Source organism: Peptoniphilus sp. DNF00840, from assembly GCF_001553125.1.
Lineage (GTDB): Bacteria > Bacillota > Clostridia > Tissierellales > Peptoniphilaceae > Peptoniphilus_A > Peptoniphilus_A vaginalis.
In genome coordinates, this window is record NZ_KQ960214.1 from 1 (window position 1) to 14037 (window position 14037).

The 14037-nt window shown below is 35.3% G+C and carries 13 protein-coding genes; 9 read left to right on the forward strand and 4 right to left on the reverse strand.

Annotation, left to right across the window (positions count from 1 at the left end):
• Positions 1–212: 212 nt before the first annotated feature.
• The gene (locus HMPREF1864_RS04970) at positions 213–728 is read left to right on the forward strand and encodes a GreA/GreB family elongation factor (RefSeq protein WP_062571736.1); all 516 of its coding nucleotides are present in this window, start codon (positions 213–215) and stop codon (positions 726–728) included.
• A gap of 258 nt (positions 729–986) precedes the next feature.
• Here the strand turns inward: HMPREF1864_RS04970 and HMPREF1864_RS04975 are convergent, their stop codons facing one another.
• Both HMPREF1864_RS04975 and HMPREF1864_RS04980 read right to left on the reverse strand, forming a co-directional pair.
• Entirely contained in the window at positions 987–2369 is a 1383-nt protein-coding gene (locus tag HMPREF1864_RS04975) for a copper amine oxidase N-terminal domain-containing protein (protein ID WP_062571737.1), read from the reverse strand.
• Between the two features lie 167 nt (positions 2370–2536).
• A complete protein-coding gene (locus HMPREF1864_RS04980; protein ID WP_062571738.1) occupies positions 2537–2956 on the reverse strand; it encodes a RidA family protein in 420 nt (139 codons plus the stop codon).
• A gap of 96 nt (positions 2957–3052) precedes the next feature.
• Here HMPREF1864_RS04980 and HMPREF1864_RS04985 point away from each other — a divergent pair, with 96 nt between their 5' ends.
• From HMPREF1864_RS04985 to HMPREF1864_RS05010, 6 genes are all read left to right on the forward strand, one after another.
• Positions 3053–4765 (forward strand): ABC transporter ATP-binding protein, encoded by a 1713-nt coding sequence (locus tag HMPREF1864_RS04985; RefSeq protein WP_062571739.1) that lies wholly within the window; start codon positions 3053–3055, stop codon positions 4763–4765.
• Positions 4752–6497, forward strand: coding sequence for an ABC transporter ATP-binding protein (locus tag HMPREF1864_RS04990; RefSeq protein ID WP_062571740.1), 1746 nt, complete (start codon positions 4752–4754; stop codon positions 6495–6497). Before HMPREF1864_RS04985 ends, HMPREF1864_RS04990 begins: the two co-directional genes overlap by 14 nt.
• A gap of 8 nt (positions 6498–6505) precedes the next feature.
• Entirely contained in the window at positions 6506–7678 is a 1173-nt protein-coding gene (locus HMPREF1864_RS04995; protein ID WP_062571741.1) for an iron-containing alcohol dehydrogenase, read from the forward strand.
• Between the two features lie 237 nt (positions 7679–7915).
• On the forward strand, positions 7916–8680 hold the full coding sequence (locus HMPREF1864_RS05000; protein WP_062571742.1) for an ABC transporter permease: 765 nt from the start codon (positions 7916–7918) through the stop codon (positions 8678–8680).
• Complete coding sequence (locus HMPREF1864_RS05005; protein ID WP_062571743.1) at positions 8661–9365, forward strand: ABC transporter ATP-binding protein; 705 nt, start codon at positions 8661–8663, stop codon at positions 9363–9365. Before HMPREF1864_RS05000 ends, HMPREF1864_RS05005 begins: the two co-directional genes overlap by 20 nt.
• Positions 9349–10311 (forward strand): ABC transporter substrate-binding protein, encoded by a 963-nt coding sequence (locus HMPREF1864_RS05010; protein WP_062571744.1) that lies wholly within the window; start codon positions 9349–9351, stop codon positions 10309–10311. The genes HMPREF1864_RS05005 and HMPREF1864_RS05010 overlap by 17 nt, the downstream gene beginning before the upstream one ends.
• 145 nt (positions 10312–10456) lie before the next feature.
• Here the strand turns inward: HMPREF1864_RS05010 and HMPREF1864_RS05015 are convergent, their stop codons facing one another.
• Both HMPREF1864_RS05015 and HMPREF1864_RS05020 read right to left on the reverse strand, forming a co-directional pair.
• A complete protein-coding gene (locus HMPREF1864_RS05015) occupies positions 10457–10846 on the reverse strand; it encodes a pyridoxamine 5'-phosphate oxidase family protein (protein WP_062571745.1) in 390 nt (129 codons plus the stop codon).
• Positions 10847–11203: 357 nt separating this feature from the next.
• A complete protein-coding gene (locus HMPREF1864_RS05020) occupies positions 11204–11557 on the reverse strand; it encodes a class II SORL domain-containing protein (RefSeq protein ID WP_062571746.1) in 354 nt (117 codons plus the stop codon).
• 119 nt (positions 11558–11676) lie between these two features.
• Between HMPREF1864_RS05020 and HMPREF1864_RS05025 the strand changes: the two genes are divergently transcribed.
• Together HMPREF1864_RS05025 and HMPREF1864_RS05030 are read left to right on the forward strand one after the other, a co-directional pair.
• Entirely contained in the window at positions 11677–12807 is a 1131-nt protein-coding gene (locus HMPREF1864_RS05025; protein WP_062571747.1) for a THUMP domain-containing class I SAM-dependent RNA methyltransferase, read from the forward strand.
• A 69-nt stretch (positions 12808–12876) separates the two neighbouring features.
• Positions 12877–13962, forward strand: a complete 1086-nt coding sequence (locus HMPREF1864_RS05030) for a SpoIIE family protein phosphatase (protein ID WP_062571748.1) — start codon at positions 12877–12879, stop codon at positions 13960–13962.
• The last annotated feature ends 75 nt before the right edge of the window (positions 13963–14037 follow it).

The window sequence follows — 14037 nt, forward strand, 5'->3', positions numbered from 1 at the left end:
CAGGAGTAGTATCAAAGATTCTTGACTAATCCTTAGCTTACAAAATAATAAAAAATTAGAGCAGGCTTATACCTGCTCTTTTTACGTGGATTTTCAAATAAAAGTAAAATATAGATTTGCTTATAGGGTGATTAATATTTATTTAGTACTTAGTAAGGGAATATAAAATAGCTAAACAAAAAATAAATTATAATAAGAAGGAGATAATATTAGTGAAAACTTTTAGAGAATTATTTATCGTGCTTGGCTGGATTCTAGGGATTGTATGTACGGTGTTTTTAGCAGTATTAGCTAAGGATTTACATGAATACAATAGTTATTTAAATTATGGAGATGTTACATTACTAGATATATATGCGACTATATATTTGGCAATTTCATCAGCAATAGGATCAATAATTTGTTTTTGGTTATCAGTTTTTTCTAGGATTAAAGCGAAAGAAGAAGAATATTATGATTATCAAATGAGAAAATTAGATAAAAATCAAACCCAAAATGTAGAACAAAAACTAAACATTGGAGATAAATTTACGATTGAGGATATGGATACTCATAAAATAGAAAAATATACTATTGTGGAGCGAGAAAAACAAGATGTTAGTAAAGGACTAATTAGTGGTAATTCACCAATTGCACTTAAAATAGCAGAATCACAAACAGGAGACGTTATAGAGTTACAAAGTGGTGATAATATTTTTCAATTTAAAATCTTATCAAAAAAATGGTAAAAGATTAAGAGTTACTAGCATTCTTTTTATTGCATAGTTTTATTCCTATTAAATGCAGCAACATACGATTTTAACTATATATAAGATTTTTTATTTAGATTTTAGAATTGGAAATTTTCGATAATACATTTTAAAATTTAAAATCTTTTATATTTATATACTTGAAACTAGTGTTTTAAGTCATTCCATAAAAATGAATGCATATAATTAAAACTATACACCCATAAAATCAGGGGTGTATAGTTTTTCATAATCTTTTTAATTACCAGGAATATAATAATTTTCTATATCTTTTTTAACACTAATGTCGTATTCGTCTAAAAGTGATTTGACATAAGGATACATAGTAAATTCTGTATCTGGTTTTCTTTCATACATAATACTGGAGTCTATAGAAATGAGTTTTTTATTAAGATCGAATATCTCATCTCTATGATTGTCTGCTCCATCCAAATAAAGTAAATCTATTTTTTGAGCAATATATTGTCTTTTTTTCAAACTCATATAAAGATATCTATTGCAAGACCTCTCACTGTCACCATAATTAAATTCTTTTACTAGCTTGTCGCATTGGTTTGTGAAATTCTCAATTTGACTATCTTCTTTACTATTTTTCATCTGAATATACATATCCGCAATTTTAGAATAATACTTTTTTGCAAATTGGCGGAATTCAGTATGGTAGTCTAGGTCATATTTTGCAAGCCATATATTGTAGGAATCATCTAGGTATTTTATTTTTTCAATTGGAGTGTCTCCATAATGTGTTGAATTAAATTTTTCTTGAAGTTTATTTAATTTGAATACCTCTTTGTTTAAGTCATAGTTCAAAGTAGATGTATTTTGAATATAGATATCTAGCTCATTTAGAATACGTTCGACGTGTTCAAGTCTCTCTCTCTTAAATTTTATATTGTGTTCTGATTTCGCATAAGTTTTTTTGGTTGTAGAAGTTACTTTAGTGGATTCTATATTATTGTGTGATGGTACTACTACTATGTGTGTTAAGTTATCATTGTTTTTATTGTCAGTATACCTGTTAACAAAAGGTGTGATTATTCTAGTTGCGTCTTCATTTGTATGTTTATCTCGTGGTCTATGCCAGTCATTTGATATATTGTTATTTTTTTCTTTTTCGTCTTTTGGGACTGGATTGGAATAAAGTATGCTAGAGGATTTTTTGTCATCAAAAATACTTGCGACTTTATTTTCTTTTTTATTTATCTTAACCGTCCTGGTGTTATTGTCCCAATTAACATCATTATCGAAAGATTCAGATATAAATCTTAGTGGGACAAAAGTCCTTTCACTTTTAATCATTGGTGGAACATCGATGGCAGTGACTTTGTCATTTACTTTTACATCTTTTTTACCAACTACAAGTTCAATAGTTTTTTCATTATTTTTTACTGTAACTTTTTTAGACTTATTGTCCCATCCAACTTCGTAACCTAAGTTTTCAGAAATTACTCTGATTGGTACTAAAGTTCTATCTTTTTCAATGAATGGTGAAACATCTGAAATTACATTTTTACCATTTATTTCTATCTTTATGTCGTTTTTCACTTTTGCAGCAGAAACACTTCCTATTAATGATATGGATAATGCTAAAGTTGCAGAAATTTTTTTAAAATTGTTCATTGTTTACATATCTCCTAATGTATTTTATTAAAATGTTATCAATTAGCATATTAAAAGTCAAAGCTTATAAAATTATGCAGGCTTACTTAAAAAAATAATTCATGATAAGAAACCATGAGATATTAAATATATTTGCAAGCTCGCCAATTGTGTAATTCATTTTTGACCTACTTATAACTTGCTACTAGTTGTATTTCTACTGGGGCCTTGCCTGGTAGGGTCTTTACGCCTAGGGCTGTTCTTGGTGAGATGCCTTTTTCTCCTAGAACTTCAAAGAGATAGTTTGATCCTAGGTCTGCTATCTTTGAGTGGTCAGTGAATCCTTCTTCGGCATTTACATAGACTGTCATATTTATTATTTCTTCTAAGATTTCTCCATCTTCTAAAGTATTTTTTATTGCTGTTAGGGCATTTTTTGTTGCTTGGACTACAGCTTCTTGATAAAAAGAAATTTCTTTGTCGCTTGTGACTTTTTCTTCTAAGATTAATTTGCCATCGAGTCTTGGCGTCATACCTGCTGAGTAGATGAAACCCTTTGACTTTTTTGCTGGCAAGTATCTTCCTTGTGGTATTGGATTTTTTTCCATTTATATCACCTCTCCTTCATTATAGCAAGTAATTGACTTAGTCACTGAATTTTATTTTAAATTTTCTATATGTTAGAATGAAATGACGGAGGAGTTATGAATTTATACAAGGGGTTAAATAAATACAAGTTAAGAATTATTGTTGTTGTCCTTCTCACCTTTGGCAATGCACTTGGTGAACTTTTTCTTCCTAAGCTAATGAGTCTTGTCATTGATAAGGGGGTTGCTTATGGAGACACTAATTATGTTTTAAAGATTGGTGGCGTCATGATCATCGTCGTTATCTTTACTGTCATGTGCAGGGCTTCTGCTGCCTATCATTCTTCTAAGACTACTATGGCCTTCTCGAGAGACCTTAGGTACAAGCTTTTTAAAAAAATTAATTATCTGAGTTTTGATGATGTGGAACATTTTTCTATTTCCTCACTTATCACAAGGACAACTGATGACGTCAATCAAGTTGAGCAAATGGTCTTAATGGGACTTAGACCTCTTGTTAGGGGTCACCTTATGTTCATTGGTGGTCTCATTATGGCACTCTCAACTAACGTCAAGTTGTCGGCAGTCTTTCCCATCACAATTCCCTTCATTGGTATGGGAATTTATTTTGTCTTTAAGAAGGGTCTTCCTTACTTTCCAATTTTACAAAGTAGACTCGATAAGTTAAACGAACTCTTTAGGAGAAGGTTAACTGGTCTCAGGGTTATAAGAGCCTTCTCAAAGGATGCTTACGAAGAAGAAATTTTTGATGGAGCTAACCTTTCTTATCAAGAAATGGCAGCTAAGGTCAATAAACTCCTCATCAACGTAAGACCAATGCTGGGGATAATTTTAAATTTTGGAATTATTTTTGTTCTCTACTTTGGTGCAAGGCTCATCGACATAAGGGAGATGGGGATTGGGGACCTAATGGCCTTCATCCAATACATCACCCAAGTCCTATCTGCCATGATAATGATGAGTTTTCTCTTGTCACTTCTTCCAAGGACCTTTGCTTCCATGGATAGGATTAAGGAAGTTTTGGAATATGAATCAACAAAAACTGGTGGAGATAAAAAACTATCTGGCGATATTTATGAAATCGAAGCGAAAAATCTTTCCTTTGCCTATCCCGATGCATCTCAAAAAGTTTTAAATGACATAAGTTTTGATGTGAAGAGGGGAGAAAGTCTAGGCATCATTGGTGGAACTGGGTCAGGCAAGTCAAGTCTCATAAGACTTTTACTTCAATTTTACGAACCAGGTGATGGAGAACTTTTCTTAAATGGAATTGATATAAAGACTTTGAACAATTATGAAGTTAGGGAGGAGATTTCCTATGTGCCACAAGAAAATTTCTTTTTCTCAAAGACTGTTGCTGAAAACTTATCCTATGCCAAGGAAGATGCTGAGGATGAAAAGATGCTAGCTTCTTTAAAAAATGCCAGGGCCCATGAATTTTTAGGTGACAAGCCTTTGGAAAAGAAAATTTCTAGGGCTGGAAGGAACCTTTCAGGTGGTCAAAGGCAAAGACTTGCCATGGCAAGGGCTCTTACTCGTGACGCATCAGTCTACCTCTTCGACGACTCCTTCTCGGCTCTTGATTACAAGACGGACTACGAGCTTAGGCAAATTTTAAAGAAGAAGCTTGAAGATAAAATTGTTCTTGTTGTTGCCCAAAGAGTTGCCACAATATTAAATGCAGATAAGATTTTGGTTTTAGAAGATGGAAGGGTGGCAGGCTATGGCAACCACCAAGACCTAATGAGGACCAACGAAGTTTATAGGGAAATCGCAATTAGTCAGGGACAAGCTTATGAAGAAGAATAACAACACAATTTTAAGAATAATTTCATATTTAAAAGCCTATAAGTTCTTTCTCTTCCTTGCGATTTTTCTCACAATCGGTTCATCAATTTTTGAAATTTTTTCTCCAAAACTCATTGGGAATATTACTACAAGAATTTTTGAAAACTTAAAGATGAATACGAGGATTGACTTTGACTACCTTGTAAAAATTTGCATCGCCCTTGCGGTGGTTTATATCTTACAAGGAGTTTTTGAATTTTTTAGGGGAAGGCTCCTAGTTGATGTGACCCAAGACTTAATTGCAAAATTCAGGAGAGAAATTTCTGAAAAGGTAAAGTACATCCCAACTTCTTATTACGACAAGAACAAGACTGGAGACCTCTTGTCAAGGATGACCAACGATGTTGAGACCCTTGGCAAAAACCTGCAACAGACAATTTCATCAATCCTTTCTTCTATTGTGTTAATAGTTGGAATTTTGACAGTTATGATAAAAATTTCGCCAATTTTGACCTTGGTCTTTTTATTTACCCTCCCAATGACTTACTTTTCTACAAAATTTATTTCAAAGAAGTCTCAGGGATACTTTAGGAGAAAGTCCCAAGGCCTTGGGTCCATGGTTGGCTTCGTTGAAGAAAACTTCTCTGGCTCAGAACTCATCAAGGCCTTTAACTATGAAGGAAGGGCTGAGAGGGAATTCTTGGACATCAATGAAAATCTCTATGAGGTTAGCTACCGTGCATCCTTTATGACGGGAATCATGCTACCAATTATGACCTTTATTTCCAACCTTGGCTATGTAATGCTTTCTATTGTTGGTGGCCTTTTAGTCCTATCTGGTAAGTTATTTGTTGGGGACATCCAAGCAGTTATCCAATACGTTAGAAGACTTGCAAACCCAATAGAGCAGCTGGCAGAGATGGCTTCAATTTTTCAGGCTTCTATTGCCGCTGCTGAAAGAATTTTTGAATTCTTAGACCAAGAGCCAGAAGAAGAAATTGTGACAGATGAAATAAAAAGACCAGTGGAAGACATTGAGTTTGATGAAGTTTACTTTTCCTACGACAAAAAGACTCCTGTCATCAACAACTTAAACCTTAGTGTTGAGAAAAACAAAACTGTTGCTATTGTTGGGTCAACAGGAGCTGGCAAGACAACTATTGTAAATCTATTAATGAGGTTTTATGATATTGATAGGGGAAGCATCAAGATAAATGGAGTAGACATAAGTGATGTTTCAAGAAAAAATTTGAGGTCATTATTTGGAATGGTCCTCCAAGACTCTTGGCTCTTTAGGGGGACAATTTACGACAACATTCTCTATGGCAGGCAAGATGCCACAAAAGAAGAAGTTATTGAAGCAGCTAAGAAGGCCTACTGTCACTCCTTTATTGAGAAGCTTCCAGATGGCTACGACACAGTCTTAAATGAAGAGGCATCAAATATCTCTCAGGGACAGAGACAACTTTTGACAATTGCAAGGGCCCTCTTGTCAGACCCAGAAATTTTAATCTTAGACGAAGCAACTTCATCAGTAGATACGAGGACAGAGGCACTTATTCAAAAGGCAACGAAGAACCTCTTAAAAGAAAGGACCAACTTTGTCATTGCCCACAGGCTTTCCACTATTGTGAACTCTGATGTGATTTTGGTCCTAGACAAGGGCGACATTGTGGAAAATGGAAATCACAAGGAACTTCTTGCACGAGATGGAATTTATGCAGGACTTTACAATTCACAGTTTAAAAACTAGGAGGAATTATGAAAGATTTTATATTTAACGTAAACACGAAAATTCTTTTTGGAAGGGATCAAATGAAAAACTTGGCTTCTGAAATTAAAAAATATGGGTCAAGAGTTTTGCTTGCCTATGGTGGAGGTTCAATTAAGAGAAGTGGTCTTTACGATGAGGTTGTAAAGATTTTTGAAGACAATGACATCTTTTACAAGGAACTTGCTGGAATAGAACCAAACCCAAGAGTTGACTCAGCAAGAGAAGGAGTAAAGATTGTAAGAGAAAATGATCTTGACTTCATCTTGGCAGTTGGTGGTGGATCTGTAATCGACCTTTCAAAATTAGTTGCAGGAGCAGTCTACCTTGACTGCGATCCTTGGGACATCGTAATTAAGAAAGCGAAAATTGAGAAGGCACTTCCTATTGGAACTATATTGACACTTGCAGCAACAGGTTCAGAGATGGATGCTGGTGGAGTTATAACAAACTTAGAGACAAATCAAAAGCTAGGCTTTGGATCAGCCTACACTCTTCCAAAGTTTTCAATTATGAATCCAGAAACAACTTATTCTGTAAATGTTAAGCACACAGCAGCAGGAATAGCCGACATTATGAGCCACACTATGGAAAATTATTTCACACTTGGTGACGGAGCTTACATGCAAAACAGACTTGCCGAAGGAATTTTAAAAACTTGCATCCACTACGGACCAATAGCTATGGAAGAAGCTGAAAATTATGAAGCAAGAGCTAACATTATGTGGGCTTCATCTTGGGCAATCAATGGACTTCTATCAACTGGTAAGTCAACAGGCTGGTCAGTTCACGCAATGGAACACGAACTTTCTGCTTACTATGACATAACTCATGGGATTGGACTTGCAATTTTGACACCAAGATTTTTGAATCACATCTTAAATGAAGAAACTGTAGATATGATTAGGGACTTTGGTATAAATGTTTTTAATATGGCAGTAACTGATGACAAGATGAAGGATGCTAAGAAGGCAATAGGATACCTTCATGCCTTCTTTGAACAAGATATGTGTATCCCAATGACACTTGGCGAAGTTGGAATTGATGATGAAAAACTAGAAGTGATGGCTGAAGCAGCAACAAGACATGCCGGTGGAACAATAAAAGGTGTAGTAGAACTTACAAAGGACGACGTCCTAGAAATTTATAAGGCATCACTATAGGAATTAAATAAAAGAGAAAAACTATTTAGGAGTAGGATCTTAAATAGTTTTTTTTATAAAATTTATACATTTAAGATAGAAAATATATTATAATTTTTATGATACTAATTATCAAAACAAAATTAATTAAGAAGTAGTATTCAATGAGTTAAGCAGTAAAAACTTTTGTGCAACTTAAAGTAAGCTGACTCAAGTTTATTTATTATGCAAGAGAAGGTCATAAGGAGATAGTAATAAATGACTAGGAGAATGAAAAAATCTTTAATATTTCTTATAATTATTATTTTGTGGCAGGCTCTTTCCATGATGAATATTTGGAGTGAATACATACTTCCGTCACCAGGAAGAGTATTGGTCACAGGTCGAGAAATGTTTTTAGACGGATCAATATTTAGGGATATCTTAATTAGTCTCAAGAGAGTCTTCATAGGATTTACAATAGCCTTTATCCTTGCAAGTTTTTTTGCCAGCTTATTTATTATTTATCCCAAGACTAGCATATACTTTGAGGGGATTTTTGAGTTTTTAAAAAATGTTCCGCCCCTCAGTCTTGTCCCTATACTTATATTGTGGGTTGGGATAGGAGAAGGAACAAAAACTGTCATCATTGTTCTTGCATCCTTCTTTCCCTTATTCTTAAATATACAAAAGGGATTTATGGTAGTGGACCCCGACCTCTTAGAAGTGGGCGATGTATTTTCCTACAACAAATTTGAGAAATTTATAAAAATTTCTATACCTTGTGCCCTAAAGGATATTTTTGTAGGAATGAGAATTGCCCTGGGATACAGTTGGAGGTCCATCATAGCTGCTGAAATGATTGCCGCATCAAGTGGTCTTGGTTATATGATAAACTTTGCTAGGCAGATGTCTCGCATAGACAGGGTAATAGTTGGCATAATTATGATAGGTTGCATTGGTTACTTGACAGACTTTATTTTTGTTAAGATAGCAACTAGGTGCTTAAAGGGAGATCTTCGCAATGAGTGGTATAATTCTTAAAGATGTTTGCAAAAATTATATGCTGGGCAAGGAAGAAATCCAAGTCATAAAAAACCTAAACTTAGAAGTCAAGACTAATGAGAGGACAGTTTTAATTGGAGAGTCAGGTTGTGGCAAGTCAACCCTCTTGAAATTAATTTCTGGACTTGAAGAAGTTTCATCAGGCGAGATTGTGACCAACAAGCTTTCCACCTCTATGGTCTTCCAAAACCCAAGACTATTTCCTTGGAAGAATGTGAGAGAAAATATAGAGTTCTCTCTTAAAAACAAAAGGGATGACAAGCTTGTTGATGAGTGGATAAAAAAAATAAAACTTGTAGGCTTTGAAGGAGCCTATCCTTCTCAGCTTTCAGGTGGAATGCAAAGTAGGGTCAGCATAGCCAGGGCCCTAGTTGCAAAAAAAGACTATTTATTAATGGACGAACCCTTTGCAGCTATAGATGGATTTACAAGAAGAGAAATGCAAAAGGAACTTTTAAATCTCTTTGAAGAAGAAAAAGTTGGATTCTTATTTGTAACTCACTCCATAGAAGAGGCACTTGTAATGGGGACTAGAATATTAATAATGAAGCAGGGCAAAATCATTGACGACTTTTATCTTGAAGATAGAAAAATGGAAAGCGATGAATTAAAGGAACATTTTAACGATTTAATTAAAGGAGAAAGAAATGAAAAAATTAGCTAAGATAGGATTAATTTTAATGTCACTACTTTTACTTGCAGGATGTGCCAAGAGTGACAACAAAAAGGAAGATGACAAGGGAGATAAATTATCCCTTAATGAATTAAACATCACTTATGTAACATCACCACTTAATGTACCATCAATAGTTGAAAAAGAATTAGGTATCTTTGGAAAGGCTATGCCAGGTGTAAAGGTAAACTACAAGGAGATAACAAGTGGAGCAGACCAAACTCAAGCACTTGCATCAGGAGATGTTGATGTCCTATATGCCCTAGGTGGTTCTTCTGCAATTCTTGCTAAGGCCAATGGAGTTGACTTAAAGGTGTTAAATATGTATTCAAGAGCACCCGAAGCCTTTGGACTTTATTCAAAGGACCCATCACTAACAAGTCCTGAGTCTTTAAAGGGCAAAAAAATTGCAGGTCCTACTGGCACAAACCTACACGAACTTTTAATCGCCTACTTAAAAAAGGCTGGTATGTCAATTGATGATGTAGAGTACATGAATATGTCCATTCCAGATGCAGCAGCTGCTCTTGAATCAGGTGCAATTGATGTGGCAATGCTAGGCGGACCAGCAGGCTACAATGCAGTTAGGTCTGGTAAGCACGAAATAACAAATGGTAAGGGTCTAATAGATGCAATAATTTGTGTAGCAACATCTGAAAAATTCTACAATGAACACAAGGATGTAATAGACAAGTTAATGGAAGGACAAAAAGAGATTGCCGACTACATGGTAAACAATGAAAAGGAAACAAAGGATATTGTTATGAAGGCCCTATCTCTTGACGAAGAAGCTTACGATACAATGTATAAGATGTACGACTTCTCAACAGAAATTACTGACAAGGACAAGGAAGGCTTTGAAAGAACAAAGAACTTTATGCTTGATACAAAGATGATTGATAAGGACATAGATATCAATTCACTATTTATAAAATAAAATTTTAAATGAAGTCGAGCTTTTGCTTCATTTTAAATAATGCATTATATAAAAAAAGACGAGGATTTTTAGTTTCCTCGTCTTTTTCTATGTTAGGACTTTTGCAAAAGTCCCTTTTTTGTTGAACTATTATTAACTATAAAACTTAAGCTTCTAATAATTTTCCAGCTATTGGACCTGAATCAAGGGTATAGATTTTTTCTACATCTATGATTACAGCAGCAGCCTTTGGCATTACTCCAGCCTTTTCCTTAGCTAGGTTCATATGCTCTTCGTCTGTATAAGATTTGGCTGTACCTACGATCCTAAAGCCCTTGTTGTCTTCTCTTTTAACAAAGGCAACAGCTATCTTGCCGTTATCTTTAATATTGGCATGGTGCTTGCCATTTGTATTTTCGCAAAAGATAAGATGTTCATCATCAAGAACTCTCATAGTTCTTTTTGGACCTATATTAGGGTTGCCATTCTCGTCTACAGTTGCAATATAAGCAAGCTCTTCAGCAATAAAGTCTTTTATTTCTTGTGTTAATTTCATACATACACCTCATAATATATCATTTTCCTCTATTATGATAACATATATGAGAAAGATGGTCAATAATGATTATCGTTACTAAGTTTAGATAATAAAGAGTCTTGTAGCATAAAAATTTCAAGCATGCTGTAAGAAGAAAAAGTTTTAGCCATTACAAGATATTTGATAGAAAAAAAGGACTGTTGCAGAATTAATAAATCGTCCCAATATCATACTAGGGTTTCAATGAGCCTAGTGGCTTTTCTCCTGAAGTTTCGCCGCCATGAGCCGGAGGGCTAAACGTGAAGCATCAAGAGAGAACCCTATGATGATGGGAGGATAATTATTAACAACTTGCAAAGTCCTTTAATATTATACTTAAGCTTCTACTGTGTTTTCCCAAAGTCCGTGGATGTTGCAGTAGCTTAGAGCGTAAACTTCTCCGCCCTTGTCAGTCTTAACTGCTGCTTCTACACATGGAATAGTGAATAGGTCTGCTTCGCCGTGAGCTGCAAATTCATAAGAACCAACTTCAACTGGGAATTTTTCTCCTTCAGGTTTGAAGAATACTTTGATCCAAGCGATGTGGTGTTCTAATGTGTTAGGATGTTCGATTTCTTCTCCAACTAAAGCCTTAATCTTTAGAAGACCATCAGCTCTTTCAACGTGGATTACAGGAACGTGCTTTTCAGCTTTCCAATCAGCAGTTTGTACTGTTTCAGTTAATTTCATTTTATTACCCCCAATAAATATTTTACAATTACATCTTACCCATTTTAAATAAATTATCACATTAAATTTAATTCGAGGAAAAAATTTTAAAATTTAGTATAATGGAAGCGAGGTGTAAAATGAAAAACATAAAATTAATCGCAACTACTAACATAGGACTTGAGGCAGTTACAAAAAGAGAACTCCTTGACCTTGGTTACGAAGACTTAGAAGTTAGCGATGGAAAAATAAAAATATCTTGCCAACTAAAGGACATTGCCATTTTAAATTTAAGACTCAGGACGGCAGAGAGAGTCTTACTATTAATTGACTCCTTTAGGGCAGAGACCTTTGAAGAATTATTCGACAAGGTCTTCGAGATAAGCTGGTGGGACTACATCGCAGAAGATGATCAGTTCATCATCCAGGGAAGGAGCAGGAAGTCAAAATTATTTTCTATCTCCGACTGCCAAAGAATTACAGAAAAGGCAATAATCGAAAAATTAAAAATGAAATACAAGGTCTCTTGGTTCGAAAAGTCTGGACCAAGAGTTAAGATTGAAGTGTCACTTTTAAATGACATTGCAGAAATTACCATGGACACATCAGGCGATGGCCTTCACAAGAGGGGCTACAGAGAAGTGAACTACAAGGCACCCCTATCAGAAACTATTGCAGCATCTCTTGTTAAATTAAGTTTTTGGAAGAAGGACAGGATCTTGGCAGACCCCTTCTGTGGTTCAGGCACAATCCCTATAGAAGCAGCCATGATAGAAAAAAATATTGCACCAGGACTTATGAGGGACTTTGACTTTGTAAAATTTAAATTCTTTGACGAAGAACTTTTTAAAGAAGAAAAGAAGAAGTGCTACTCAGAAATAAAGTACGATGAAAAATTAGAAATTCTCGCATCAGATGTATCCCACAAGGCTATCCAAATTGCGAGAGCCAATGCAGAAATCTTGGGACTAGAGGAGGACATTTCCTTCTTCCAAAAAGACATAAGGGACTTGGACCTACCAGATGACTACGGAGTTATAATAACTAACCCACCTTATGGAGAGAGAATTGGAAAAGAAGATGTAGACGAACTTAACAAGGAACTTGGAGAACTTGCAAGGTCACTAAAGACTTGGTCCTATTATATAATCACAGCCAATGAAAACTTTGAAAAAAACTTTGGCAAAAAAGCAGACAGAAATAGAAAATTATATAACGGAAGACTAAAGACCTACTACTACCAATACTATGGTCCAAAGCCAAGAAGATAATTGTTTAGTAGGACTTCATTTGTTATACTGAAATCATTGATGAAAGGATGGTGACTCATGGGAGACAAAATGGAAAGAGAAAAAATTGACGAAAATGTAGACTTTCAAGTTCTAAATGCAATTGCAGACCTTGTTAGGGTCCTAGACTATAAAGAAAAAGTTGTCTTTGTTAACAAGGCCATGGAAGACCTCTTGGGTTACGATCCAGACAAGAAAGTCTGCATACTTGGAGAAGACCTCTTTGACCCAGAGATAACCAAGAGAGCCCTAATGAGTGGCGAAGTCATTCAGAGGGAAGAGAATATTGGGAGCATGGTCTTTTCTGTTAAGTGCTCGCCAATAATTAACAAGAGTGGAGAGATTCTTGGTGTTGTAGAAGTTTTTAGGAACGTAACAATGGCGAGGAAGCTTCAAAAGGAACTCATAGACAAGAATAGGTTTATGACCAACGAAACAAATGCAGCTTCCCTAATACAAAAGAAGGTCCTTCCCGACAAGGGCTTTATAAAAAATTTAAAGGTCAACTACCTCTACAAGCCTTCAACAATTTTAAGTGGAGATATGTTTGACGTCTTTCAAATTGATGATGAGAACATAGGAATGTACATCGCAGACTCAGTAGGCCACGGCTTTGCAGCCTCTATGGTAACAATGTTTATCAAGTCCATGGTGAGGACCCTTGACAAGTCGGTCCAAGCTTCGCCAAAGAAAACTTTGCTGGAACTTTGCAAGAGGTTCACTGGTCTAAAGCTAGAGATAGAAAATTACTTCACATGCTTTTATGGAGTTTATAACTTAAAGAAGAAGACCTTTACTTTTTCCAACGCAGGTCACTTGCCCTTGCCACTTAGAGTTAGAGATAGGGAGGCTATGAAGCTTGAGTCAAGAGGTTATCCAATCTCGAGATTTTTTGCCAAGCCTGACTACGAAGAAAAGGAAATAAAACTTCACGCTGGCGACTACCTCCTCTTTATGACTGACGGAGTTGAAGAGGCAAGGAACTCAGACAAGGAAGCCTTTGGTCACGAGAGAGTTTTGAACATAGTTACTAATTACAACAGCGACATACTTGACAACATAAACAATGAATTAGAAGAGTTTACAGATAGCCAACAAGTTGACGACATATCAATGCTCCTTGTCAGTGTTTGGTAAACTATTAAGAAGTAAAATTTTATAAAATATTTTCGGCAATCTGAACTGACCCCCAAAAGTTGGACTAACAAACCA